Below are 24434 nucleotides of genomic sequence, written 5' to 3'. Positions count from 1 at the left end.
CGCATAGACACCAGAAAGGCGCCATGAAGTACCTGATCCAGCTCATCCTGTGCCTGCACCTGCTTGGCCCGGCGATCTCATGGGCTCAAGCAAACGTGCCACGCGACCCGCTGAGCTACCCCGTCAAGACATACGGACTCATGCTTGGGCTGGCGATCTTTGGCGGGCTGGTCAGCTTCTACAGCAAGGTCCGCCGTGGTGAGGTTGAGGCTCTGAGCCTCATGCACCTGGTCGGTGAGATTGCCACAAGCGCCTTCGCAGGCCTGCTGGTCTTCTACCTGTGCGAGTACCTGAAAATTGACCAGATGCTGACCGCGCCGCTGGTCGGCATCAGCGGGCACATGGGAGCCAAGGTCATCACGCTGATCGAGGACGAGGCCAAGCGCCGCGCCGCTTCAAAGCTGGGCGGTACGCAATGACCGGAAAGCTCACCGCAGTCCTGCATTCGGCCATCGAGCCGGCGCTGGCCCTGCTGCCGTCCATCATGGACACGCCGGGCGCCCGCGTGCTGATGCTGACCTTTGGCCTGCAAGAGTCGCGCTTCGAGCATCGGGACCAGTTGGAGGCGGGTGGCAAGAACACCGTGCTCGGCCCCGCCTTGTCGTTCTGGCAGTTCGAGCGGGCAGGGGGCGTGCTGGGTGTGCTCCAACACAAGGCCAGCCGCATCCATGCCGGCCGCATCTGCGCGGCACGCGGCGTCAATGCCGACAGCCGCGCGGCCTGGGAGCGCATGGCAGTTGACGATGTGCTCGGCGCCGCCTTTGCCCGCCTGCTGATCTGGACCGACCCAATCGCCATGCCGGCCCCGTCCGACGTGGCGGCGGCCTGGCGCCTGTACCTGCGCACTTGGCGCCCTGGCGCATACGAGCGCGGCACCGATGCGCAGCGTCAGGAGCTGCGCGCCAAGTTCGACCGCAACCACGCCGCGGCGCGTGAGTTCATCACTGGGGCGCGAGCATGATCCCGCGCGCTGCAGTCATCGCATTGGCCGCTGGGGCGATTCTAGGCCTCAACCTAGGCTGGTCAGCAAACGGCTTCCGCCTCGGCGCGACCCTGGCCGGATTGCGGGCCGAGGCCTCGCGGTACCGGGCCGAAGTTCTGGACGAGAAAGCAGCCGCCGCCGAGCGGGTGCGCAAAGTCGAAGGAGACTGGAATGCCAAGTACCAAGCGGCCCTCAATGCTGGGCGTGATCGTGAACGTGTTTTACGTTCTGATCTTGTTGCCGTGCGCGATGCTGCTGCAAGCATGCGGGCACAAGCCTCAGAAGCAGCCCGCCGACTTGCCCAAGCTCCCGCCCCCGCCGTCCTTGAGTACGCCAACACCCTCGGAGACGTATTCGCTGAGTGCTCGGCGCGATATGGAGAGGTGGCGGCTCAAGCTGATGGGCACGCCAGCGATGCGCGAACCATCCTCGAAGCCTGGCCAGCCATCGAAGTGACGGGGCACTGACATGAACGTCGATGCCCTGACCGATGAGCAGTTGAAAGAGGCTGTGATGCGGTTGAGAGGCATCACGGACCCGGCCGCGCTTGACCCCGCTGTGTTGCGTGAGGTCCTGAGCCTGATGCGGGCGGTGGAGGTGGTGGTAAACCTGCCAGGGGAGCCCTGCAAGGTGTCGGCCCGCATCCCTGGTGGGGTGCCTCCACTCAATGGCTGGGTCACTGAGTTCGACCCGTGCCCACTGAGGGCGATGATGAGGGCGTACTTGAAGGCGATGAACTGGCCGAGCTGCCAGATTCATCCGGTTGATGCAGGCGCAAAAAAGGCCCGATAGGCGTTCGCCAGTCGGGCCGTGTGTGATCCTGCTGAGGCCTTACGCGTGAGCGCGTGGGGCTGAGAACTGCAACTCTCGCCCAATGGAGCGGAAGGCCTTCTCAAGAGTGTCAATCTTGGTTGCGTGGTGCAGGTTCAGGATGCGGGTAACCTCCTGAGGCTTTACTTCCATGGCCTTGGCCAAGTTGGCGGGCCTGATGTGGTCTTCCACCATGGCGTTTAAAAGTAGAACCTTGGTGGCCACTGATGTAGGCAACGCGATCATCACTTCACCAGCTTGCGCTGGGCTGGGTGGCGGAACTTGGCGACCATCCTCAAAGTAGAAATCAATTGCCGTGACGATGGCATCTTGCGCAGCTTGCATGGCCCCTTCCAGGGTGTCACCCTGGGTAAGGGCCTCGGGAATATCCCGGAAGCTCACAAAGTAGCCGTCGTCGTCCCGTTCAAAGACTGCGGCGTAGGTCAACATGACAGATCCTCAATAAATAGCTCGCGCCTTGTATTGCGTGCGAGCAAGAGTCATTCGTCTATCGGCAAGTTCGGTGAAGCTGGGTAGGCCCTTTCAGGCCCCCCTGGTTTACTTCATTCCAAGCTGTTTGAGAATTGCTTTTCTGAGGTTCTCATTCAACTCTTTGCTTGGGTGTCTCGGCAGGGTGCTTTGCTTTCCGTTCGCGTACAGCTTCCAGTGATTGGTGCCGTTCTCGATTCTCACATCCTGCTGTTCAAGCCACCTCTTGAACTCGCTGATTTTCAATATGACTCCATGTTGTTGCGATGTGGTCATTGTAATCAAAAATGATTACATTGTCAACAAAAATGTTTACCTTATGGGGTGTGTCATGCTGACGTGGTGGCGTCGTCAGATCCCGGCTCCCTGACCCAGAAGGCGCAGCCCCTGGATGCCTGGGGCCGGATGCTGATGCTGCCGCCGTAACTGCACTCGGCCGTGTCTGGGTCGGAATACCAGCGCACCACAGATCCACCCGACTCGCGCACCAGGGCGTCGCGCACCCAGTGGGCGCACGTGCGGCACGGGCGGTGCTCGATGGTGGATGACAGGCCGGAGTGGTTCACGGCGGCGGCGCGCAAAATGGCGGCTGAATGGCGTCAGGCGAGGTAATCCAATGATTTCAATTGGATTAATTCGATCTTGTAGCCGTCCGGGTCAGTGATGAAGGCGATGATGGTGTTGCCGCCCTTGATGGGACCGGCCTCGCGGCTGATGCTGCCGCCCAGGGTGGCGGTCTTGGCGCGCACGGCCTCGCACACCGCAGCGGCATTGTCGACGCCCAGCGCGATGTGGCCGTAAGCGGTGCCCAGCTCGTAGTGGTCCACGCCGTAGTTGTAGGTCAGCTCGATCTCGGCGTGCTCGGGGTTGCGGCCGTAGCCCAGGAAGGCGAGGGTGTACTGCTGCTCGGGCCGGTCGGTGGTGCGCAGCAAGCTCATGCCCAGAGCCTGGGTGTAGAAGTCGATGGAGCGCTGCAGGTTGCCGACGCGCAGCATGGTGTGCAAGAGACGCATGGTGGTAGGTCCGTGTGGGGTGTCAGACAGGGCCACAGTCTGCCAGGGATGAGGCAGCTCATGCGGCCTGGGGTTTCTCAAGGCCTCAAGAGGCGGCGAGGTGAAGGCGCAGTGCGTCGAGGTCAACCGTCAACCAGCCGCGCACGCTGTTGAGCAGGGCCAGGCCTTGCGCGTGATGCAGATCGTCCAGGGTGAGACGGCGCTCCTGCAGGCGGCCTTCGGCCAACAGCGTGGCACGCATCACGCCTGGCAGCAGGCCGCTGGACAGCGGCGGTGTGTACCACTGGCCATCGAGCTGCAGGGCCAGATTGCCGATGGTGAACTCGGTGAGCTCGCCCGCCGCGTTGTAGAGCAGGGTGTCGAAACAGCCCGGTGGCGGGGTGAAGGGGGCATAGGCCGTGCGCCGGGTGGTCTTGTGGCGGATGAAGGCATCGGCCGGGGGCATGGGCTGCGTGGCCAGGGCCACCCGGATGGGCTCGGGCGTGCTGGGCAAGGGCGCGGCCTCGGCGGTGAGGTGCAGGCGATCGTTGATCAGCAGGCGCACCTTGTGGATGCCCGTGGGGTGGGTGCTGGCGAGGGCGTGCAAGGCCTCGCTCACGCGATGAGCGAGATCCGGGAACTGGTCGGCGTCGGCAAAGTGGAATGCCAGGGCGGCCTGCTGGACGCGTGTCAGGTGCGCCGGCACGCGGGCGAACTCGCCGTTCTCCAGTCGCAGCGATTCGAGCAGTTGGAAGGGCGTGTCGGCACGGTGCAGAAAGGCCTGCTTGGCCAGCCACTCCTGCGCCTCACCGGGCCCGGTGGCATCCAGGGTGATGCCGCTGCCGATGCCGCAGTGCGCGCGCCAAGGCGCCGGGGGCGGCAGGGTGTCGACCGTGACGGTACGGATGGGCACGTTGAAGGTGACCCGCCCGCCTGGGGCCATGAGGCCGACCGCGCCGCAGTAGACGCCTCGGGCGCTGCGCTCCAGCCGTGCGATGTGGTGCATGGCCTGGCGCTTGGGGGCGCCAGTGACGGAGCCGCAGGGGAACAGGGCCGCGAACAGCTCGCTCAGGCGCAGACCGGTGCGGCTGCGGGCGGTGATGGTGGACGTCATCTGCCAGACGGTGGGCAGGGCGTGCAGCTCGAACAGGTCGGGCACGCGCACGCTGCCCACCTCGGCCACGCGCGACAGGTCGTTGCGCAGCAGGTCCACGATCATCAGGTTTTCGGCCCGCTCCTTGGCGCTGCTGCGCAGGTGCTCGGCGGCGGCGGCATCGCTGTCGGCATCCAGTCCGCGCGGCGCTGTGCCCTTCATGGGGCGGGTGGTGAGGTGCTGGCCGTCCCAGTCAAAGAACAGCTCGGGCGAGACGCTGAGCACCGCGCCGGGCACGCGGCAGGCCGCCCGCGCATCCAGCATCACGGCGTAGCTCTGCGGCTGGCTGCGACGCAGGGCCATGAACCAGGGCCACAGGGCGGCGGGCTCACCCTGGAAGGGGCTGTGCAACTGGCCGGTGAGGTTGATCTGGTAGACCTCGCCTGCCTGGATCAGCGACCGGATCTGCGCGACTTTGTGCTCGATGGCGGGTTGATCGAGGTCGGCTTGCCAGGGGCCGGCTTGCCACGAGGGGCTGCTGCCATCGGTGTTGGCCACCGGTTGACCATCCCACGGCGTGGCCTGGTCGAACACGGCCCAGACCGCATAAGGCTGACCAGGGGGCAGGGCTTTGACGGGCAGGTGCGGGTTCAGGCCCGGTGCCGCTTCGTACGCCACCCAACCCACACACCATTGTCCGGCTTGCGCCAGTGCGTGCGCGGCGTCCAGCAGGCCAGCGACCTGGCTGGGGTCATGGGCCACCAGCCAGCGGCTGGGGCGCTCGAAGCGCCAGCGTTGACGTGGGCCCTGGGGGGCCTCGGGGGGAGGCGGAAAGTCGACCAGGGCGGTCGGCAGGGCCGGGTCTTGGTCAAGCACGACGTTGGGGTGTCAGGGCGTTGATCAGCAGCACGACGGCGGCGACCGCAAACAGAGCCAGTGCCCAGAACTCGAACGGCACGCCCAGCACGCTGGCCGCGGCTTCTGAGCAGTTGGCACGCACCTCGAACCACTCCGGCCAGCGGGTGTCCAGCCCGAAAAAGCTGTTCACACGGTCGGCGAAGGTCAGGGCGCAAGAGCTGCTCTTGGCGGCAACAAAGTGCTGCCACAGGGCCGCGGCAATGCCACCCAGAGCCAGCGGCAGGCTCAGTGCCGAGAGCACCCGTCGCCCCAGACCACCGGGCAGGGCCGCGCCGACCAGGGCCAGCACGCTCAAGGCAATGAACAGGATGCGCTGCAGGATGCACCAGGGGCAAGGCTGCATGTCGAAGCGATGCTGTGCCAGCAGCGCCAAGCCCACCGAGCCGGCGCACAGCAGGCTCAGCACCAACAGCATCACGCGGGGACTCAGGGCGCGCATCGCGTCAGGCCACTTCGGCGATCAGTTCGATCTCGACACAGGCACCCAGCGGGATCTGGGCCACGCCAAAGGCGCTGCGTGCGTGCACACCCTTTTCGCCGAAGACTTCGCCGAGCAACTCGGAGCAGCCATTGGTGACGAGGTGGTGTTCGGTGAACTCCGGCGTGCTGTTGACCAGGCTCATGACCTTGACGATGCGCACGACCTTGTCCAGGCCGCCAGCGGCCACGGCCAGGGTACCCATCAGGTCGATGGACACAGCGCGGGCAGCCTGCTTGCCTTCTTCGGTCGTCATGTTCTGGCCGAGCTTGCCGACCCAGACCTGGCCGTCCTTCTTGGCGATGTGCCCGGACAAGAAGATCTGGTTGCCCGTGCGCACGAAAGGCACATAGGCAGCGGCTGGAACGGCCACGGGCGGCAGGCTGATGCCGAGGGTTTGCAGGCGTTGTTCGATGGACATGGGTGTGTCAGAAATGAGGGGCCACAATAAGTTCAGATCCTACACCGATGACATCTACTGAGACACGCACACAAAAAACACTGACGATTGCACGCCGCCTCTGGCTGCCCCCCTTGGTGATCGGCGTGGCGGCCGTGGCCATGGGCGCAGGCGCGGCTTGGACCATGCAGCGGGTGGACGCCGAGTCGGCCCGCGCTTTGAGTGATCAGCAAGCCAAATTGGGCGATGCCTACACCTGGGCCGGCCTGACCGAGGCCAATGCCGCGCGCGTGGTGGCGGTGTTGCAGTCGGCCGATGCCGCATTGGATGCCCGACTCAAGCCCGATGTGGATGCCACCTCAGCACGCATCTCCGACCTGCAAAAGGGCCTGGAGACCAGTTCGGAGCTGCCCGAGGAGAAGGCACTGCTCGACACCGTGGCAGGCAAGCGCAAAGAGTACATCGATCTGCGCAATCAGGCCCGACAGCTCAAGAAGGATGGCCAGGAAGCAGCAGCCTTGCAGGCGCTGAAAGCACAGGTGTTGCCGTCTGTGGTGGCATACCTGGGGGCACAGCGCGAGTTCGTGGCATACCAGAGCGCCCGCTCAGAGGCTTTGCGTGGAGAGGCGCAGGCACGTGCCATGACCGTGCTTTGGTGGGTGGTTGTGGGCATGGTGGCCATTGCGGTGCTGCTGGTGCTGACCACCCGCCAATTGGCCAAGGCCGTGCTGGACCCGCTTCACTCGCTGGGGCAGGCCACTGATCAGGTCGGTGCAGGCAACCTGACCGCGCACATCGAGGTGGCTCGGCGTGACGAAATCGGGGAGATGGCGACCTCGCTGCAGCGGATGCGAGACTCTCTGCGTGACATCGTGGCGCGGGTGCGTCAGTCGGCCGACAGCATTGCCACGGCGTCTGCCGAGATCGCCACGGGCAACGGCGACTTGTCGCGTCGCACCGAACAGCAGGCCGCCGCGCTGGAGGAAACCGCCGCGTCGATGCAGGAGATGACCGATGGGGTGCAGACCAGTGCCAGCCATGCCCAGCAGGCGGCGCAGCTGGCCGGACAGGCCGCCCAGGTGGCCAACCAAGGGGGCGAGGTGGTGGGCCGCGTGGTGCGCACCATGGACGAAATCACGCACAGCAGCCGCAAGATTGCCGACATCATCGGGGTGATGGACGGCATTGCCTTTCAGACCAACATCCTGGCGCTCAATGCCGCGGTGGAAGCCGCTCGGGCTGGTGAGCAAGGCCGTGGCTTCGCGGTGGTGGCCGGTGAGGTGCGCAACCTGGCGCAGCGCAGCGCCAACTCCGCCCGCGAAATCAAGAGCCTGATCGCTGACTCGGTGGACCGGGTGGAGCAGGGCAGCCGCCTGGTGAACGAGGCGGGCGAGACCATGGCCGAGATCGTGCGGCAAGTGAACCACGTGACCCAACTGATCTCCGAGATCCACACCTCGGCGCAGGAGCAGACCAGTGGCATCCATCAGGTGAACCTGGCGGTGAACTCGCTGGACCAGGGGACGCAGCAGAACGCTGCACTGGTGGAGCAAAGCGCGGCGGCGGCCGAGAGCCTGCGCAACCAGGCCGCCGAGTTGATGGAGATGGTCTCCGTGTTCAATGTGGGGCAGGTGCGCTGAGTGCGCACCGTGTGAGCGTTTGACGCGAGTTGGCTGAACGCCCCGCCGGGAGGCGCGCTTGTCCATCGCCCTGGAGGGTGACCCCTTCTGGGTGAGCGCGGGCCCGGTGCGCCTGCCGACAATCGGCCCGGGCGGGGCCGTGGGGGTGTCTGCCACTGTGGAGGACACCATCGTGAGGGAGGCAGGCTCAGTGCGTCGCCCGCCAACGGGCATGGCCTTGTGGCTAGCTCTGCCTGTGAGTTGGCTGCTCGGTGTGGCCGGCCAGTTGAGCGAGGGGGCGCTGCACTCACCGCAGGCCTACCGTGGAGCCACATGGATGGCGTTGGGCCTGTGCGTGGCCCTTCTGCTGTGGCAACGCCTGCGCGGCGCCACCGTCGGGCGGCGGTGGTTGTGGTTGTGGTGTCCAATGATCGTGCTGATGGCCTGGGGCAGCACCGGGTGGCGGGCGCAAGAGCGAGCCAGCCAGGCTTGGCCTCCTGGTTGGGATGAGGTGCCGGTGCGCGTGAAGGTCATGGGCTTGCCCCAACCCCTGTCCGGCGGTGCCTGGCGCTTTGATGCCCAGCTGCTGCAAACGCCCATCCCGCCTGTGGGCACACGCTTGCCCGAGCACATTCGTCTGTACGCCGAGGCGCAAGCCGGCATGGCCGCGGTGGCCGCGGGGCAGGTGTGGGCGTTGAGCGTGCGCCTGCATGAGCCCGATGGCCTGTCCAACCCGGGCGGCTTTGACGCCACACGTGGCCTGTTCGAGCAAGGCATCCGCGCTGCTGGCAGCGTGCGCCACCGGGTGGCCCCGCCCGTGAAGCTGAGCGAGGCGGGCTGGTGGCAGGCGGGACCCATCGACCGCTTTCGTCAACGGGTGCGTGAGGCCGTTCAGGCGCGGGTGGGCGAGGGGCGCGCCGCCGGGGTGCTGGTGGGCCTGTCCGTGGGCGATCAGTCGGCCATTGACCGCGCAGACTGGGACATCTTTCGGCGCACCGGTGTGGCCCATGCGGTGAGCATCAGCGGCACCCACATCGCGATGATGGGCTGGTTGGTGGCATTCGGCGTGCGCCGGTGCTGGCCCCGCTGGCAACGCGGGGTGCACGCCTTGCCGGCACCCACCGCCGCCCGGGTGTTGGCGGTGGCCGTGTCGGCCCTGTATGCGCTGGTGGCCGGTTGGGGGGTACCGGCGCAGCGCACCGTGTTGATGATGGCGGTGATGGCCGTGCTGCATGCGGGCGGGCGTCGCTGGCCCTGGCCTCTGGTGTGGGTCAGCGCCGCCGCTTGCATCACGGCGCTCGATCCGTGGGCGCTGTGGCAGCCTGGGTTCTGGCTGTCCTTTGTGGCGGTAGCGATCTTGATGTCGTCGGGCCGTGAGGAGGGCGTGCTGTCCACGTCGGAGGCACTCACCTGGCGCGCCCGCGTGCATGAGGCCGCACGCGAGATGATGCGGACCCAGTGGCGGGTGACCCTGGCCCTGGCGCCGCTGGCGCTGGTGTGCTTTCAGGAGGTGTCGCTGGTGGGGGCGCTGGCCAATCTGGTCGCGATTCCGGTGTTCACCTTGGGCATCACGCCGCTGGCCTTGCTGGGCGTGGTGTGGGCGCCGCTGTGGGATGTTGGGGCGGGCCTGGTGCAGCTCACCACCGCCGTGCTGGCACACATGGCCGCGTGGCCTTGGGCGGTCTGGCAAGCGCCCGCCTTGCCGGGGTGGGCGCAGGCCTTGGCCGTGGCGGCAGGGGGGCTCTGGGTGCAGCCCGTACCCTGGCACTGGCGCCTGCTGGTGCTGCCGTGCCTTTTGCCCGTGGGGTGTCTGCCCCAGGGCTGGCAGATCGTGCCGCCTCCGCCGACCGGCCAGTTCTCGGTGATGGCCGTGGACATTGGGCAGGGGACGGCGGTGCTGTTGCGCACGGCGCGTCACAGCCTGTTGTTTGACACCGGGGCACGCCTGCCCTCCGGGTCGGACATGGGCGAGCGCGTGCTGGTGCCCTTGCTGCGCGCCCTGGGGGTGCGTGAGCTGGATGCCTTGATGATCAGCCATGCAGACAGCGACCACGTGGGCGGGGCGCTCTCGGTGTTGGCGGCGCTGCCGGTGCACGCCTTGCACAGCACACTGGACGAGGCCCACGAGGTGCGCCAATGGCAGCGCCCGCGTCGGCGCGGCGCGGTGCCTCACACGCCTTGTGTGGCCGGCCAGCACTGGCTGTGGGACGGCGTGCGCTTCGAGGTGCTGCACCCCACCGAGTCCGATGTCGAGCGGCGTGATCGCCTGGCGCCCAATGCCCTGTCCTGTGTGTTGCGGGTGTCTACCACCGAGGCGGAACCGCGCAGCGTGCTGCTCACGGGCGACATCGAGGCCGAGCAGGAACGTGCCTTGCTCACACCTGGGCCCACCCAAGGGCCGAAGGGATCGGCTTCGTCCGAGGCGGGGGCGTCCTTGCGCAGCACGGTGCTGATCGCGCCCCACCATGGCAGCAAAACCTCGTCCACCCAGGCCTTTCTGGAGGCGGTTCGACCGATGCAGACCATCGTGCAGGTCGGGCGTCGCAACCGTTACGGGCATCCGGCGCCCACCGTGCTGGCCCGCTATCAGGGCTTGGGCTTGCCGGTCATCGCCTCCCCCGCCTGCGGGGCCTGGTTGTGGCGCAGTGACGAGCGGCCGAACCCTGCAGGGCAGGCCCAGCCCTCCGTGTCAGGGCCACCGAGTCTGGTATTGGGGCAGTGCTGGCGCACCTTGTCGCCCCGCTACTGGGATCTGAGCGAGCCGCCGGCCTCGACCGCAGGGTCGTGATGTCGCTCAGGTGAGGTCCTCAGTCTTCCTGAAAATGGGTGGCCAGGACCTTGTCGATGCGCTTGCCATCCATGTCGACCACCTCGAAGCGCCAGCCGTCCCACTCGACTGTGTCGGTGGTTTGGGGCAGTCGGCCGAGCAGCAGCATCACCATGCCGGCCAGGGTGTTGTAGCGCCCCCGATCTTCGTCGGGCAGGGACTTGATCTCCAGTCGGTCCTTGAGCTCGGGGATGGGAATCAGGCCGTCGACCAGCCAGCTGCCATCTTCACGCTGGATGGCCCAGGCATCGCCCTCTTCGGTGGGCATGAACTCGCCGGTGATGGCTTCCAGTACGTCGCGCAGGGTGATCACGCCTTGCACCTCACCGTACTCGTCGACCACGAACACCATTTGCGTGTCGGAGCCGCGGAAGTGCTCCAGCAACTCCATCCCGGAGAGGGTCTCCGGCACGAACACCGCGGGCAGCAGGCCTTCGGCCAGGCTGTTGGCCTGATGCTGGGTGAGTTGGTGCAACAACTGCTGCGCGGTCATCACGCCGACCACGTCATCGAGTCCGCCACGGCAGACCGGGTAACGTGAATAGCCATGTTCGGCGATGATGGCCAGGTTGTCGGCCAGCGGCAGCTCGACGTCCAGCCAGGCAATGTCACTGCGCGGGATCATCATGGAGCCGATGTGGCGCTCGTCCAGGCGGAACACATTGCGCACCATCTGGTGCTCGTGTGCTTCGATCACGCCGGCGTCCAGCCCTTCTTCCAGCTGGGCGGCGATTTCTTCTTCTGTCACGCTGCGGTTGCCAGTGTCACGCACACCCAGCAGGCGCAGGATGCCTTCGGTGCTGGCAGCCAGCAACTTTACGAAGGGCAGGGCTAGGCGCGACAGCCAGAGCATGGGCTTGGCCACCAGGCGCGCCACGGGTTCGGGGTACATCTGGCCCACACGCTTGGGCACCAGTTCACCAAAGATGATGGAGATGAAGGTGATGATCATCACCACCAGACCGGTGGCCGTGATGCTGGCCGCGCCTTCGGTGATGGGCATCCAGGTGAGGAGCCATTCGGCCAGCGGGGGAGAGAACGCCGCTTCACCGACGATCCCGTTGAGCACGCCGATGGACGTGATGCCGATCTGGACGGTGGAGAGAAACTGTGTGGGGTTGTCGTGCAGGCTCATGGCCGCGACAGCACCGGCATCGCCGGTTTCGGCCATCACCTGTAATCTGGCTTTGCGGCTGGCCGCCAGGGCCATTTCTGACATCGCGAAAATGCCGTTGATCAAAACCAGAAAAATCAGTAGCGCTAAGTCCATAGAGGGCGCCGACGCAGGTCGGGCCGGTCGTTTCAATGCCGCAAGCGTAGCAGAATCACGCCATGATCTATTTGATGGGTGACCTACAGGGCTGCTGCCAACCGCTGGAGCGCATGCTGCAGACGATTGATTTTTCTCCGTCGCGCGACCACCTGTTCGTGCTGGGTGATTTGGTGAACCGGGGGCCAGACTCGCTGGGGGTGCTGCGGCGCCTGCGCAGCCTGGACAACGCCGCGACCTGCTTGCTGGGCAACCACGACCTGCACCTGCTGGCGGTGGCGCATGGGGTGCGCAAGCCGCATCGCAGCGATACGCTGGCACCGATTCTGGACGCCCCTGACCGGGACGACTGGCTGCACTGGCTGCGCCAGCAGCGTTTGGCGGTGCATGAGCATGGCTGGTTGATGGTGCACGCGGGCGTGGTGCCGCAATGGGATGCGGCCCAGACCGTGGCGCTGGCGGGCGAGGTGGAGACCCTGTTGCGCAGCCCGGAGGTGGGCGAGTTTCTGACCACGATGTACGGCAACGAACCGGCCCGCTGGGATGAGGGCCTGCAAGGGGTGGACCGCTGGCGCTGCGTGGTCAACAGCCTGACGCGCCTGCGCTTTTGCGCAGTCGACGGCACCATGGAGTTCGCTACCAAGGAGGGGGCCGGCGGCGCTCCCGAGGGCTATATGCCCTGGTTCGAGGTGCCCGGGCGGCGCACCCAAGGCACGCCGGTGGCGTTTGGCCATTGGTCCACGCTGGGCCTGATCAACCGCGACGACCTGCTGGCGCTGGATACGGGTTGCCTTTGGGGCGGGCATCTGACGGCGGTGCGTGTCGATGGCGCCACGCGGGAGTTGATTCAGATCGCTTGTCCGCAGGCGCAGAAGCCGGGCAAGGCCTGATCCGCCACTACAATGCGAACCCATGGGTGTGTGGCCGAGCGGTTTAAGGCACCGGTCTTGAAAACCGGCGAGGGTTTGTAGCCCTCCGTGAGTTCGAATCTCACCGCACCCGCCAAAATCAAAAAGCGAGTCCTTGTTGACTCGCTTTTTTGTTGCCTGAATGGCCTTCAGGGCGGCAGACGCCGCCCGAGGTTTACTTGCCAGAACCCTTGGGGCGACCGGCCTTCAGCGGCGTCAGGCGCTCCAGCGCCGCTTGTAGCTTGGCGTCGCTCAGGCCCACCAGCACCTGCAGACCAGCGCGCAGCAACTCGCTTTTCTTGGTGGGGCGCTTGAAGGCCAGGGTGCGCTCCTTGAGGTACTGGATCAGGTCCCAGTCTTCACGCGGCATGGTGAAGCTGTCGCGGATCAGCTTGGCTTTGACCTTCTCTGCTTTGGGGGCGACCTTGGTCAGCGTGGCGGCCGGGGCCTTCGGTGCGGCGGGCTTGACCTTCGGCGCGGCCGCAGGCTTCAGCTTGGGCGCGACTGTGGCTGCGACATTGGTCACGGTGGGCGTGGGCTTGACCTTGGTGGCCGCAGGCTTGGCCGGAGCCGCCTTTTTGCTCGGGGTCTTGCGTGCCCCGGGCTTGGCGACAGGGCGTGCGACAGGCTTGGCCTTGGGCGCGACTGTGGCTGCGACATTGGTCACGGTGGGCGTGGGCTTGACCTTGGTGGCCGCAGGCTTGGCCGGAGCCGCCTTTTTGCTCGGGGTCTTGCGTGCCCCGGGCTTGGCGACAGGGCGTGCGACAGGCTTGGCCTTGGGCGCGGTGGCCGCGGCTTCAACGGGGCTGGTCACCACCGGTGCCGAGGCGCTCGTGGCGGTGTCGGCAGGCAGTGTGCTGGTGGCTTCGGCCGCGCCGGACTTTTGAGGATCGATCAAGGCGTACTCCTGAATGGTGTAAATCATTTATATGATATATCTGATTTACTGGGGTATGCGCAGCGTCACATCTTTGTCATGTCTTCGGTGATAAAACGTCCGAAAACACCAGCGGGGGCGCAATGCGGGCAGGATCAAAACACTGGATGACCTTGCGAGCCTGGCTGCAGGTCACGCTCATGGCTGCCGTGGGTTCGTGCAAAACCGTGGGGCCGGCGGACGTGGTGTCGCATGCCGCCAAAGCGCAGCAACTGGGCGCCTTCACGCTGTCCTGGATTTCACACGCCGATTGGCCGCCCTCGGTGGCGCCAAGCGTTCAGTTCAGGCAAGGCTGAGGCCCCGCGGCTCACAGCCCTTCGTCGTTGTCTTCGCTGCCGTCAAAGTCTTCCAGAGAGTAGCCCTGTGCTGCCAGAGAGGCGACCAGCAGGGCCATCGCCTTGCGCTCCAGCTCGATACTGGGGTGGTGGCCGACCGGATGGAGCGCGATGGCCTCGCGCAGCAGCAGGGCGGCATTTCCGATCTGGCGGATCTCAAGCGGGATCATCTCGGCAACCTCGTTCCACGTTGTCAGGGAGAGCAGCGTCTGATTTTAGAGCGCCGGCTCTGTCCGTTTGATGACGTGGTGCGAGGTACCGAGTCCTCGCTGTGCGTCTGGGGATCAGACCGGCGGCAACGCAGGCAGGATCACGTTGTCGATGACATGGATCACGCCATTGCTGGTGAGCACGTCCGTGGCGGTGATGTTGGCCGTGCGATTGAGCGCGTCGACGATTTGCAGACTGTTGTTGACTTTGAAGCTGCGGCCTTCCACAGTGGTGATGGCGGTGTTGAGCGGCACTTCGGCCTTGAGGACCCGCGCAGGCACCACGTGGTAGGTGAGGATGCTGGTCAAAAGTGGGACGTTGCCGAGCAGGTCGGCTTGCGTGACCCCCAGCTCGCTCAACGCCGCCGCAAAGGCCGCATTCGTGGGCGCAAACACCGTGAACGGGCCGGTGCCTTGCAGTGTGCTCACCAGCCCGGCTGCTTGCACCGCCGCGACCAGAGTGCTGAACTCAGGCGCCAGAGAGATGGCGGTGGCCACAATGTCTTTGTCCCCCGGTAGGATCACCGTGTCGATGCCATGGATCACGCCGTTCCGCGCGTACAGATTGGTGACCTTGATGTTGGATTTGCGGTTGCGCTCGTCGGTGATCACGGGGCCGCCGGCGGCATTGTCAATCTTGAAGATGCCCGATTCGACCGTGGTGATGGCACGCCCAAAGGGGATGTCAGCGGCGGTCACCCGGGCAGGCAGTACGTGGTACGTCAGCACGGCGGTGAGCAAGGCCTTGTTGTCAAACAACTGCTTCTTGGTGAGCCCCAACTCCGTCAGTGCGTTGGCGAAAGCCGCATTGTTCGGGGCGAACACCGTGAACGGGCCGTTGCCCTTGAGGGTGTCCACCAGGCCGGCTGCCTGCACGGCCTCCACCAGCAGGCTGTACTCCGGGTAGTCGCTCAGCACTTCGACGATGTCGTGTTCATCCCCCCCACCGCAGGCGGACAAGGACAAGGCGACGCCGCTGGCCAGGCTCAGCTTCAGGAATTGACGTTTGCTCAGTGCGTTCATGATGGCTCCAAAAGTTGAGGTTGTCGTTGCAAGACCGGTGTGTGAAATACTGTCCGGTGCAAATAAATACTAAACAGTTCACAAAACGTACGATACGGTTATCCTGGTGATTCGTGTGGTCTTGTTGGCGATTTCAGGGGGGAAGAGGCGTTGAAGGCCCCCTGAGTGAGGGTGTTGGCGGCACACTGTGGTTCGAACTTGGCTTGGGGCGCGGTGACGCTCTTGCAACCAACATGGCATGTGAATTACTGACGGTGGGGCAGATGGCGCAGGCCGACGCCTTCACCATGGAGGCGGGCACACCCGGCTTCACCCTGATGCAGGCGGCGGGCCGTGCGGTGGCGCAGGCCATCGTGCAGCGCTGGTCGCCGCGGGCGACGATGGTGCTCTGTGGCCCCGGCAACAACGGGGGCGATGGCCTGGTGGCTGCTGCGGAGTTGCTGCAGCAGGGCTGGCCGGTGCGCGTGGCGATGCTGACCGAGCCCGAGCGTCTGAGGGGGGACGCAGGTCTGGCCTGGGCGTCTTGGCAGGCGCGGTCCACCGCGCACAGGCCGGGGGAATCGTTGAGTGCCGTGATGGACGAGACCTGTCTGGACGGTCAGGCGCTGGTGGTCGACGCCCTGTTTGGTGCGGGGCTGACGCGGCCCCTCGAAGGCATGGCGGCCCAGGTGTTGGCCAAGGCGCAGCGCAAGGGCCTGCCCATCGTGGCGGTGGATGTGCCCAGCGGTGTCTGGGGCGACAGCGGTGTGTCAGCCGGTGCGATGCACTGCGATCTGACGGTCACGTTTTTCCGGTTCAAACCAGCACACCTGTTGATGCCCGGTCGGCTGTTGTGCGGCGAGCGGGTGCTGGCCGACATCGGCGTGGCCGATGACGTGTTGCCGCGCTTGCAGGTGCGTACCTGGCAGAACGACCCGGCGGTGTGGCAAACCGTGTACCCCCGGGCCGACGTGGGGGGGCACAAGTACCACCGCGGGCATGCGTTGGTGTGGGGTGGGCCGCTGATGACGGGCGCGCCTCGACTGGCGGCCCGCGCCGCGGCGCGGGTGGGGGCCGGCCTGACCACGGTGAGCGTGCCGCAGTCCGCCTGGCAGGTGTATGCCGCCAGCCTCACCAGCATCATGGTGCACCCCTTGGCGGGAGAGGGGCCGAATCAGTGGCAGGGGGGCCTGCAGACCTTGCTGGATGACGCGCGCCTGAGTGCCGTGTTGATTGGGCCCGGTGCCCTGGGGGGCACGCACCCGGGAGGCCTCAAGGCTCTGGTGTTGACCGTGTTGGCCAGCGGTCGTCCGGTGGTGCTGGATGCCGATGCCTTGTCGGTCTTCCAAGACGATCCCAGTTTGCTGTTTGCCGCCATCGCCGGGCATGGTCGCCCGGTCGTGATGACACCGCACGATGGGGAGTTTGCCCGCATCTTTGCAGCGTCGACCCTGGTGGGGTGCGAGGGCAAGTTGGCCCGTGTGCGCAAGGCGGCGCAGTTGAGCGGGGCCATTGTCTTGCTCAAGGGGCCGGACACCGTGGTGGCGGCCCCCGATGGTCGCGCCGTGATCAATGACTCGGCGCCGCCCACGCTCGCGACGGCGGGTTCGGGCGATGTGCTGGCCGGCTTGATTGTGGGTTTGCTGGCACAGGGCATGCCGGCCTGGCAGGCCGCCTGTGCGGCTGTGTGGCTGCATGGCGAGGCGGCGCGGGCATTTGGCCCGGGCCTGGTCGCCGATGATCTGCCGGAGAAGGTGCCTGCGGCCTTGCGCAAACTGGCTGCGCTGGACCTCACCTGATCAGTCCGTGATGATCAGCCAGCGCAGGTGCGGTTCTTGCCCGTGCGCTTGGCTTCATAGAGGGCCACGTCGGCGCGGTCCAGAGCCGCTTCAATCGCTTCACCCAGGCGGTAGGTGGTGACCCCGGCGGAAAAGGTGATGAACACCTTGTGCGTGTCGTGGGTGAAAAACTCGGCGCTGAGGCTGCGTTGCAGGCGGGTCAGCACTTTCTGGGCCTCATCCAGCGGTGTGTCGGGCAGCATCACGACGAATTCCTCGCCACCGTAGCGCGCCACCACGTCCACCGGGCGCAGCGACTCGCTGACACGCCGGGCCAGGAACTTGAGGGCCTCGTCGCCGGTCTGGTGCCCGAGCTGGTCGTTGAGCTTCTTGAAGTTGTCGACGTCCAGCAGGCCCACGGCCAGCGGCGTGCCTTGGCGCTCGACGCGGGCTTGCTCGGTCTCGAAGGCGCGCATCAGGCCGCGCCGGTTGGCGATCTGGGTCAGCGGGTCGGTGGACACCTCGTCGGACAGTTTGCGGATCTCGTCTTCCAGCTCGCGCACCCGGTCGGTGAGCTCGGTGGCCCGGGCGTGTTCGTCTTGCAGGCGGGTCTGCGTCTGGGCGACGACGGATTGCACCTCGCGGCTTTCTTCCACCATTTCGCGCACGATGCCGGCCAGGCTTTGCAGCGAGTCGGCGGTGCCGATGGTTTCGGCGTAGACGCCCAGCTTGCCTTGGAAGCGGTCGGTGGTGCTGCCCAGCAGAGCGATCTGCTGCAGCATCTGGTGGATCAGGTCCTTGAGGGCCTTGCGGGCGGCCTCACGCTCACGCTTGAGTTCCAGTTGGCGGTTGCGGGTGTCGCTGAGCAGCTGCTGCATGTGGCGCACGCCGCGGCTGTGCAGGCCCTCGTCCAGCTGGTGGCGCATGGCCAGGCACTGGCCTTGCACCCAGCTGTCGTCTTCGGACAGGTCCACCAAGCTGTCGGTCAGCGAGTGGCACAGCTCGGTGAGCTGGGCGACCAGGTGATGGCGGTGTTCGATGACCCGCTGCGCCTGTTCGCAGGCCTGGGTGAGCTGCGTCTGGACGGCGGCGGCTTCGTCCACGCCGGGCTCCCGACTGTGCGTCAGGGCTGTGCGCAAGACATGGGCCGCTTCGCTGGACTGGGCCTGGTCTTGCGGCAACGCCACCAGCACGGTTTGCTCCAGTTGGGCCAGCACATGCTGGGCCAGGGCCGGCCATGCCGGGGGGGCGTTGACGCTGTCCGATGAGGGCAACGCGGGTGCGTCCTCAGGAGCATTTGGGGTGGCTGCGGGTGCGGAAGTGGCAGCCACTGCGGCGGGAGCCGTTGTCCCATCGTCTTCCAGCAGCGTGCTGTCCAGGGTGTCGCTGTCCCAGCTGCTCACCAGCTGGGTCAGTCGCTGGTGCAGGCGCGTGGCCGAACTGCGGCTACCGTCGATGACACGCTGCAGGCTGTCCTTCTTGCGGGCGGCGGTCCATTGGCGGCCACCACGCTCGGCGCCGCGCAGGATGCGTGTGATCAGGTCGGCCCAGCGTGTGCCATCGTCCGTCGACAGGGGCAGGCCATCGAGCGGGGCAGGCTGGGTGATGCCGCCAAAACCGGTGTCTTCGCCCGCTTCGAGGGCGTAGGCCTTGCGGTAGTTCTCGGGCGTGGGCTCTTGCCGATTCTGGGCCAGGCGAACGAGGGCCGCCTTGGCAAGCTGGGCGGGGGTGAGATCAGCGGAAGGGCGCTGGCCTGAAGTGGTGGACATGGGTCAGCTGTGGGTGCTGAGGGAGGGAGGAAGGGCGCCCGACTCGCTGACACGCGGCAGGCTGTTGGCGTTGAGCACGTCGTTCAACCAGGTGGAGATCTGCGCGGCAGGCATCGGGCGGGCGAACAGGTAGCCTTGGCAGATGTGGCAGCCCAGGCTGTAGAGCACGTCCATCTGGGCCGTGGTTTCCACGCCTTCGGCGATCACGCGCAGGCCCAGCGCACGCGCCAGCGCGATGATGGCCGAGACGACGGCTGAACTCTGTGGCGTTTCGCCCAGGTCGCATACGAAAGAGCGGTCGATTTTGAGCTCGCTGATGGGCAGGCTGGTCAGGTAGGCCAGCGACGAGTAGCCCGTGCCGAAGTCGTCGATGGAGATCTCGACGCCGATCTGATTGAGGCGATTGAGAGAAGGCACCACGCCTTGCAGGTCCTTCATCAGGCCGGTTTCGGTGATCTCCAGCTCGAGGGCGCGCGGCGAAATGGCTTCACGGCAAAGGATCTGTTCGATCCGCTCGACCAGGTTATCTTGTTCAAACAGGCGGCTGGGCAGGTTGACGGCAATCGAGGCATCGAAGCCGAACTGGATTTGCCATTGTTTGGCCTGCCGTGCCGCTTCGGTGATGGCCCACAGGCTCATCTCGTTGATCAGGCCGGTGGCCTCGGCCAAAGGGATGAACTCGGCAGGCGAGACCAACTGGCTGCCGCGTTGCCAGCGCATCAGGGCCTCCACGCCCACCATGCGGTGGGTGCGCACGTCCACCTTGGGCTGGTAGTACAGCACCAGTTCCTGGCGCTCCAGCGCCTTGTGCAGGGCTGTGTCCAGGTCCAGGCGCACCCGGCCTTTGCTGGCCAGATGCGTGTCGTACACCTGAACCATGTTGCGGCCCTGGCTCTTGGCGAGGTCCATGGCCACATCGGCATGGCGCAGCAGGTCGACGGCATTGACGCCGTGGGCCGGGTACACCGCCACCCCGATGCTGGCGGTCACGAAGCACTCCTGGCCACCAATCGTCAAGGGCGAGCGCAGCGCATCGAGCATGCGGTGGGCGGTGGCGAGGGCCTCGTCAGCGTGACTGACTTCGGGCAGCAGCACCACGAACTCGTCGGCACCCAGGCGGCCCACCGCTTCCAGGTCGCGGTGTGAGCGGGCCGATTGCAGGTCGAGGTGACCTTCGAGCATCTCGTCAGAATGGCGTACGCAGTTGCGCAGCCGGTGGGCGACCTCGATCAGCAGTTCGTCGCCCGCGTGGTGGCCGAGGTTCTCGTTGATGATCTTGAAGCGGTCGAGGCCCACTTGCAGCAGGGCCACGCCGTGGTGCAGGCGACGGGCGTGCTCAATGGCGCGCTCGCTGCGCTGGAACAACTGGCGGCGGTTGGGCAGGCCGGTGAGAGTGTCGAAGTTGGCCAGATGCTTGATCTGGTCCTCGGCGAGCCGGCGGTCGGTCACATCCTGCACGATGCCGGTGTAGCCGATCAGGTTCGCGTGTTCGTTGAACTCGGGCTCGGCCTCCAGGTGCAGGATGCGTTGGCGCCCGTCGTACAGATTGACCTTGACGTCCAGGCACAGCACAGTGCCGTGTCGCCAGACTTCGTGCAGCAGATACTGAAAGCTGTGGCGCTCATCGGTGGGCATCATGCGCAGGATCTGTCGCAGGCTGACGTGGTCGCGCGCGCTCAGGCCGAACACCCGCAGGCCTTCGACGGACATCCAAAGGTTGCCCGAGCCCCTGTGCCAGTCAAAGCTGCCCATGCGTGCCAGATCCTGGGCGCGGGCCAGCTTGGCCTTGCTGCGCTCCAGCTCGATGCGGGTGCGCGCCGAGCGCAGCAGGTAGCGCAGGCGACCGGCCAGCAAGCTCCACTGCGTGCTTTTGACGAAGAAGTCGGTGGCGCCCGCTTCGTATGCACGGGTGATGGAGGCGTCGTCGTCCAGCCCTGTGAGCATCAGCACGGGGATCGATTCGTGGCCGGGTATGTTGCGCAACTCCTGGCAGGTGGCAAAGCCATCTAGGCCGGGCATGAGGGCGTCCAGCACCACCACGTCCGGCAACCAATCGGCCAGCAGGCGCAAGGCCCGCTCGCCAGAGGTGGTCTCGGTGACCGCGAAGCCGCGATCGCGCAGGGCAATCGAGGTCAACAGCAGCGTGACCTCATCGTCATCGACCAGCAAGACCTTGGGCTGTTCCTGGTCTTGCTCGTCAATCATCGGGTTGCCCCGCATCATGTTTGAGCCTCCAGCACGCGCTGCAAGTCTGCTTGAACGCGTTCGGCTTCGAGGGGAATGTCACGGATGCGTGAGCTCAAGTCTTCTCCTGTCTGGCGCCGGATGATGCCTTCGATGTCTGCACACATGTTCGACAACTTGAGCGCGCCAATGCTGGCCGATGATGATTTAAGTGTATGCGCGACATGGGCCACTGTGGCGAGATCCTGTTGCTGTCCTGCCTCGCTCAATTGTGGCAGCAAGCGTGACAGGGAAGTCTCAAAGGCGCGTGCGACCCGTTCAAGCAGGTGGTTTTCGCCCTTGGGGTCGAGCTCCCGGAGGCGTCGCAGGGCGTCGGGGTCGAGCAAGGGCGGGGTGGTCTCGGTGCTTGCGCAGGGGCTGGGCAGGGGCGCAGTGTCGTGCCCCGCCGTGGTCAGTACCAGGGGCGCCGACGGGGTGGCGGCGTCGGCTGTGGCGGTGTGCGCCACCAGGATCTGCTGCAACTGACCCTGCCGGAAGGGCTTGGAGAGGTAGTCGTCAAAGCCCAGATCGAGGAAGCGCTGCTCATCGCCTTCCAGGGCATTGGCGGTGACGGCAATCACCGGGGTCTCGGGTGGGGTCAGGAAGGCGAAGCGCTTGCCGCTGCCTTTGCGGAACCAGGTGAGGGCCTCGATGCCGTCCATGCCTGGCATCTGAATGTCCATCAGGATCAGGTCATAGCGTTGCTCACCCAGGCGGCGCAGTCCCTCCAGGGCCGAACTGGCCACCCGCACCTCGCAACCCAGACGCCGCAGCATCTGACCGCAGACCTCCTGGTTGACGGGGTTGTCTTCGATCACCAGAACGCGTTTGCCTCTTCCTGGTCGGGGGCCATCCTCTGCGGTCACCACCGTGGGCGACAGGCTTTGCAGCGTCTGACGCAGCTCCGCCTTGCGCAGCGGCTTGCGCAGCACGCCCTGGAAGCCTGCGTCCTGAGCGCGCTGAACCTCGTCGGCCGAGGACAGGGATGACAACAGCACCAGCTTGAGCTGCGGGTAGCGGCGGCTGCGGCGCAGGATCTCGACCATGCTCAGGCCATCGAGCTCGGGCATGTGCATGTCCACCAGCGCGAGGTCGATGTCGGCGTCGGTCTGCACATCGGTGAGCAGCAGGTCGAGTGCCTGGCGCCCGCTGGCGGCGAGGGTGACCTTCATGCCCCAGGCGGTCAGCATGTTCTCCAGCACCGTGCGGTTGGTCTCGTTGTCGTCCACCACCAGCACCTTGTAGGGGGGCAGGGGTGGCTCGCTGGCCAGGTCGTGCGCCATCTGGGTGTGGCTGATGCTCAGGGGCAGGTCGAAGCTGAACTCCGAGCCGACCCCAGGGGTGCTGACCACGCTCAGCTCGCCCCCCATGAGCTCGACCAGTTGCTTGCTGATGGGCAAACCCAGCCCGGTGCCACCATAGCGACGGGTCATGCCGCCCTGGGCCTGGACAAAGGCCTGGAAGATGCGGGGCAGGGCCTCGGCCGTGATCCCGATGCCGGTGTCACGTACCCGGAAGGTGAGCGTGAGGGTGTCCGGTGCCGGCTTTGGGCGCGCGGCGTGGGCGCCATCGGCGCTGGCGCGGCGGATGTCGATCACGACCTCGCCGTGCTCCGTGAACTTGATGGCGTTGGCCACCAGGTTGGTGAGAATTTGGCGCAGACGCAGCACGTCGCCATGCACGACCGGTGGCAGGCCGGGCTCTTCGCGGAAGCTCAATTCCAGGCCGCGTTCGTGGGCCCGCGGGGCCAGCAACTCCAGCGTGTCCTCGACCAGGGTGCGCAGCACGAAGTCGACCTTGGTCAGCTCCACATGGCCGGCTTCGATCTTGGCGAAGTCGAGGATGTCGTTGATGATCTCCAGCAGGCTTTCGCCGGACCGGTACACAGCCTGGGCAAAGCGGCGTTGCTTGTCGTTGAGCTCGGTGCCCAGCAGCAACTCGGTCATGCCCAGGATGCCGTTCATGGGCGTGCGGATTTCGTGGCTCATGTTGGCCATGAACTCGCTTTTGGCCAGGCTGGCGGTTTCAGCCTGATCGCGGGCGCGTTGCAGGTCCAGCGCCTGCTGACGCTCATCGGTCACGTCCGAGAGCAGACCGTAGATGCGTGACTCGCCACTGAGCAGGCGACGGGAGCGGGTCTTGTGGCGCATCCAGCGCAGGCCCCGCTCGGGGATGTCCAGCCGCAGCAGGGTGTCGGTGGGCTCCTGCTGGCGTTCCTGCTCTTCCTGGTGGGCCAGGGTGCAGCGGTCTTGCTGCACCACCCGGGCCCGCAGTTGCTCGGACAGGTCGGTGGCTTCGGCCGGCGACAGGCCGAGCAGCGCACGGGTCTGCGGGCTGAGGTAGAGGCAATGCGCCCGCTCTCCATCGCTGACGTACACCCCGTCGTCCATGGACTCGACGAGTTCCCGGAAGCGGCGCTCGGACTCTTCCAGGTCGGACAGGGCGCGCTGGGCCACGGTGATGTCGCGCACCAGCGAGATGAGCAGGCGCGGTCGCCCATCGCTGTGGCGCAGGGCAAAGTGACGGGCGTTGATGAAGCGGGTGTGCTGACCGTCCTGCCAGCTGAAATCGTGCTCCACGGGCTGACCGGAGGCGGAGGCTGCCTCCATGTGGGCCCGCACCCGCTGCAGCACCTCCTGCCCCATCGCATGCTGAATGGAGCGGCCCACCACCTTGTCACGCTGCAGATTGAATTCGATTTCGGCGTGTCGGTTGATGGTCACGATCTGGCCGTTGCCCGGATCGACCACAAACAGGCTCACGGGCAGGTTGGCCAGCAGGGCTTCCTGGAACGCGCGCTCCTGTTCGCGCTGGTCGTCTTGTGCCTTGCGGCGCGTGATGTCGGTGAAGATGCAGACGTACTGGCTGAGTTGTCCGTCGTCATCCAGCACCTCAAAGGCGTCGATTTCGCCCCAATAGGGTGTGGTGGCATCACCACTGCGGCGCCAGGCCTCGTAGTTCAGGCGAAAGGAGGTGCCTGCCTGCAGGAGTTGATGCAGTTGCGGCACGCTGTCGCTGTCACGCACATCGACTGACAGCAGGTCCGGCAGGGGCTGGCCGATCGTTTGGGCTTCGCGCCAACCGGTCATCGTGAGCAGGGCCGGGTTGACCCATTCCACCACGCCGTGTCGGTCCATGATGAGCACACCGTTCTTGACACGTGACGACACGAGGCTGAGGCGGCTCATTTGCTGGCGGATCAGGTCCAGCTGCTCCTGCGCCTGCAACGCCGCCTGGGTGCTCTCGCGCCAGTGCCGACGCACCCAGAGTGCGCCCGGCACCGCCAGCGCCAGAACGATCAGAATCCAGAAGTAGGGCATCACGGCTTGATCTTGAGGCTGGATGAGACAGGTGCAGGCAGGGACGCTTTGATAAATGTAGCGGCTCTGTGAATT

The 24434-nt window shown here is 65.9% G+C and carries 22 protein-coding genes and 1 tRNA gene; 10 read left to right on the top strand and 13 right to left on the bottom strand.

Annotation, left to right across the window (positions count from 1 at the left end):
* The first annotated feature begins 23 nt into the window (after positions 1-23).
* The 4 genes from AC3WW4_RS13360 to AC3WW4_RS13345 are packed head-to-tail and all read left to right on the top strand — an operon-like array spanning position 24 to position 1774.
* Positions 24-419, top strand: a complete 396-nt coding sequence (locus AC3WW4_RS13360; protein WP_488828970.1) for a phage holin family protein — start codon at positions 24-26, stop codon at positions 417-419.
* Complete coding sequence (locus AC3WW4_RS13355) at positions 416-961, top strand: hypothetical protein (protein WP_488828969.1); 546 nt, start codon at positions 416-418, stop codon at positions 959-961. Before AC3WW4_RS13360 ends, AC3WW4_RS13355 begins: the two co-directional genes overlap by 4 nt.
* Complete coding sequence (locus AC3WW4_RS13350) at positions 958-1449, top strand: hypothetical protein (RefSeq protein WP_488828968.1); 492 nt, start codon at positions 958-960, stop codon at positions 1447-1449. The genes AC3WW4_RS13355 and AC3WW4_RS13350 overlap by 4 nt, the downstream gene beginning before the upstream one ends.
* A gap of 1 nt (position 1450) precedes the next feature.
* Positions 1451-1774 carry a hypothetical protein gene (locus tag AC3WW4_RS13345; protein ID WP_488828967.1) on the top strand — a complete coding sequence of 108 codons (324 nt, stop codon included), beginning with the start codon at positions 1451-1453 and terminating at the stop codon, positions 1772-1774.
* 39 nt (positions 1775-1813) lie between these two features.
* On the opposite strand, the gene AC3WW4_RS13340 is transcribed toward AC3WW4_RS13345, so the two are convergent.
* From AC3WW4_RS13340 to AC3WW4_RS13315, 6 genes are all read right to left on the bottom strand, one after another.
* Entirely contained in the window at positions 1814-2242 is a 429-nt protein-coding gene (locus tag AC3WW4_RS13340) for a type II toxin-antitoxin system HicB family antitoxin (RefSeq protein ID WP_488828966.1), read from the bottom strand.
* A gap of 108 nt (positions 2243-2350) precedes the next feature.
* A complete protein-coding gene (locus AC3WW4_RS13335; RefSeq protein WP_488828965.1) occupies positions 2351-2557 on the bottom strand; it encodes a type II toxin-antitoxin system HicA family toxin in 207 nt (68 codons plus the stop codon).
* A 323-nt stretch (positions 2558-2880) separates the two neighbouring features.
* Entirely contained in the window at positions 2881-3294 is a 414-nt protein-coding gene (gloA, locus tag AC3WW4_RS13330) for a lactoylglutathione lyase (protein ID WP_488828964.1), read from the bottom strand.
* An 85-nt stretch (positions 3295-3379) separates the two neighbouring features.
* Positions 3380-5242, bottom strand: coding sequence for a chorismate-binding protein (locus tag AC3WW4_RS13325; RefSeq protein ID WP_488828963.1), 1863 nt, complete (start codon positions 5240-5242; stop codon positions 3380-3382).
* On the bottom strand, positions 5235-5723 hold the full coding sequence (locus tag AC3WW4_RS13320; RefSeq protein ID WP_488828962.1) for a disulfide bond formation protein B: 489 nt from the start codon (positions 5721-5723) through the stop codon (positions 5235-5237). The genes AC3WW4_RS13325 and AC3WW4_RS13320 overlap by 8 nt, the downstream gene beginning before the upstream one ends.
* 4 nt (positions 5724-5727) lie before the next feature.
* Positions 5728-6183: a RidA family protein gene (locus AC3WW4_RS13315; RefSeq protein ID WP_488828961.1), complete on the bottom strand. Its 456-nt coding sequence runs from the start codon at positions 6181-6183 to the stop codon at positions 5728-5730.
* A 47-nt stretch (positions 6184-6230) separates the two neighbouring features.
* On the opposite strand from AC3WW4_RS13315, the gene AC3WW4_RS13310 reads away from it, so the two are divergent.
* Together AC3WW4_RS13310 and AC3WW4_RS13305 are read left to right on the top strand one after the other, a co-directional pair.
* Entirely contained in the window at positions 6231-7802 is a 1572-nt protein-coding gene (locus tag AC3WW4_RS13310) for a methyl-accepting chemotaxis protein (RefSeq protein WP_488828960.1), read from the top strand.
* A gap of 58 nt (positions 7803-7860) precedes the next feature.
* A complete protein-coding gene (locus AC3WW4_RS13305) occupies positions 7861-10569 on the top strand; it encodes a DNA internalization-related competence protein ComEC/Rec2 (RefSeq protein ID WP_488828959.1) in 2709 nt (902 codons plus the stop codon).
* 19 nt (positions 10570-10588) lie between these two features.
* Here AC3WW4_RS13305 and AC3WW4_RS13300 read toward each other — a convergent pair whose 3' ends face one another.
* Entirely contained in the window at positions 10589-11878 is a 1290-nt protein-coding gene (locus AC3WW4_RS13300; RefSeq protein WP_488828958.1) for a hemolysin family protein, read from the bottom strand.
* Positions 11879-11940: 62 nt separating this feature from the next.
* Here AC3WW4_RS13300 and AC3WW4_RS13295 point away from each other — a divergent pair, with 62 nt between their 5' ends.
* Both AC3WW4_RS13295 and AC3WW4_RS13290 read left to right on the top strand, forming a co-directional pair.
* The gene (locus tag AC3WW4_RS13295) at positions 11941-12768 is read left to right on the top strand and encodes a symmetrical bis(5'-nucleosyl)-tetraphosphatase (protein ID WP_488828957.1); all 828 of its coding nucleotides are present in this window, start codon (positions 11941-11943) and stop codon (positions 12766-12768) included.
* A 24-nt stretch (positions 12769-12792) separates the two neighbouring features.
* Positions 12793-12883 (top strand) — tRNA-Ser (locus AC3WW4_RS13290).
* Positions 12884-12961: 78 nt separating this feature from the next.
* On the opposite strand, the gene AC3WW4_RS13285 is transcribed toward AC3WW4_RS13290, so the two are convergent.
* Positions 12962-13684: a hypothetical protein gene (locus AC3WW4_RS13285; protein ID WP_488828956.1), complete on the bottom strand. Its 723-nt coding sequence runs from the start codon at positions 13682-13684 to the stop codon at positions 12962-12964.
* A 146-nt stretch (positions 13685-13830) separates the two neighbouring features.
* On the opposite strand from AC3WW4_RS13285, the gene AC3WW4_RS13280 reads away from it, so the two are divergent.
* Positions 13831-14019, top strand: a complete 189-nt coding sequence (locus AC3WW4_RS13280; protein WP_488828955.1) for a hypothetical protein — start codon at positions 13831-13833, stop codon at positions 14017-14019.
* Between the two features lie 11 nt (positions 14020-14030).
* Here AC3WW4_RS13280 and AC3WW4_RS13275 read toward each other — a convergent pair whose 3' ends face one another.
* Entirely contained in the window at positions 14031-14228 is a 198-nt protein-coding gene (locus AC3WW4_RS13275; RefSeq protein ID WP_488828954.1) for a hypothetical protein, read from the bottom strand.
* A gap of 114 nt (positions 14229-14342) precedes the next feature.
* Complete coding sequence (locus AC3WW4_RS13270) at positions 14343-15290, bottom strand: fasciclin domain-containing protein (protein ID WP_488828953.1); 948 nt, start codon at positions 15288-15290, stop codon at positions 14343-14345.
* A 233-nt stretch (positions 15291-15523) separates the two neighbouring features.
* On the opposite strand from AC3WW4_RS13270, the gene AC3WW4_RS13265 reads away from it, so the two are divergent.
* On the top strand, positions 15524-17068 hold the full coding sequence (locus tag AC3WW4_RS13265) for an NAD(P)H-hydrate dehydratase (RefSeq protein ID WP_488828952.1): 1545 nt from the start codon (positions 15524-15526) through the stop codon (positions 17066-17068).
* A 14-nt stretch (positions 17069-17082) separates the two neighbouring features.
* Here the strand turns inward: AC3WW4_RS13265 and AC3WW4_RS13260 are convergent, their stop codons facing one another.
* The 3 genes from AC3WW4_RS13260 to AC3WW4_RS13250 are packed head-to-tail and all read right to left on the bottom strand — an operon-like array spanning position 17083 to position 24359.
* Positions 17083-18816, bottom strand: coding sequence for a GGDEF domain-containing protein (locus AC3WW4_RS13260; protein WP_488828951.1), 1734 nt, complete (start codon positions 18814-18816; stop codon positions 17083-17085).
* Between the two features lie 3 nt (positions 18817-18819).
* Positions 18820-21039 (bottom strand): putative bifunctional diguanylate cyclase/phosphodiesterase, encoded by a 2220-nt coding sequence (locus tag AC3WW4_RS13255; RefSeq protein ID WP_488828950.1) that lies wholly within the window; start codon positions 21037-21039, stop codon positions 18820-18822.
* Positions 21036-24359, bottom strand: coding sequence for a response regulator (locus AC3WW4_RS13250; protein ID WP_488828949.1), 3324 nt, complete (start codon positions 24357-24359; stop codon positions 21036-21038). Before AC3WW4_RS13250 ends, AC3WW4_RS13255 begins: the two co-directional genes overlap by 4 nt.
* Positions 24360-24434: the final 75 nt, after the last annotated feature.

The organism is Aquabacterium sp. TM01 (genome assembly GCF_057808345.1).
The sequence above is the reverse complement of the archived record's forward strand: the minus strand, read 5'-3'. Positions and strand labels throughout refer to the sequence as shown.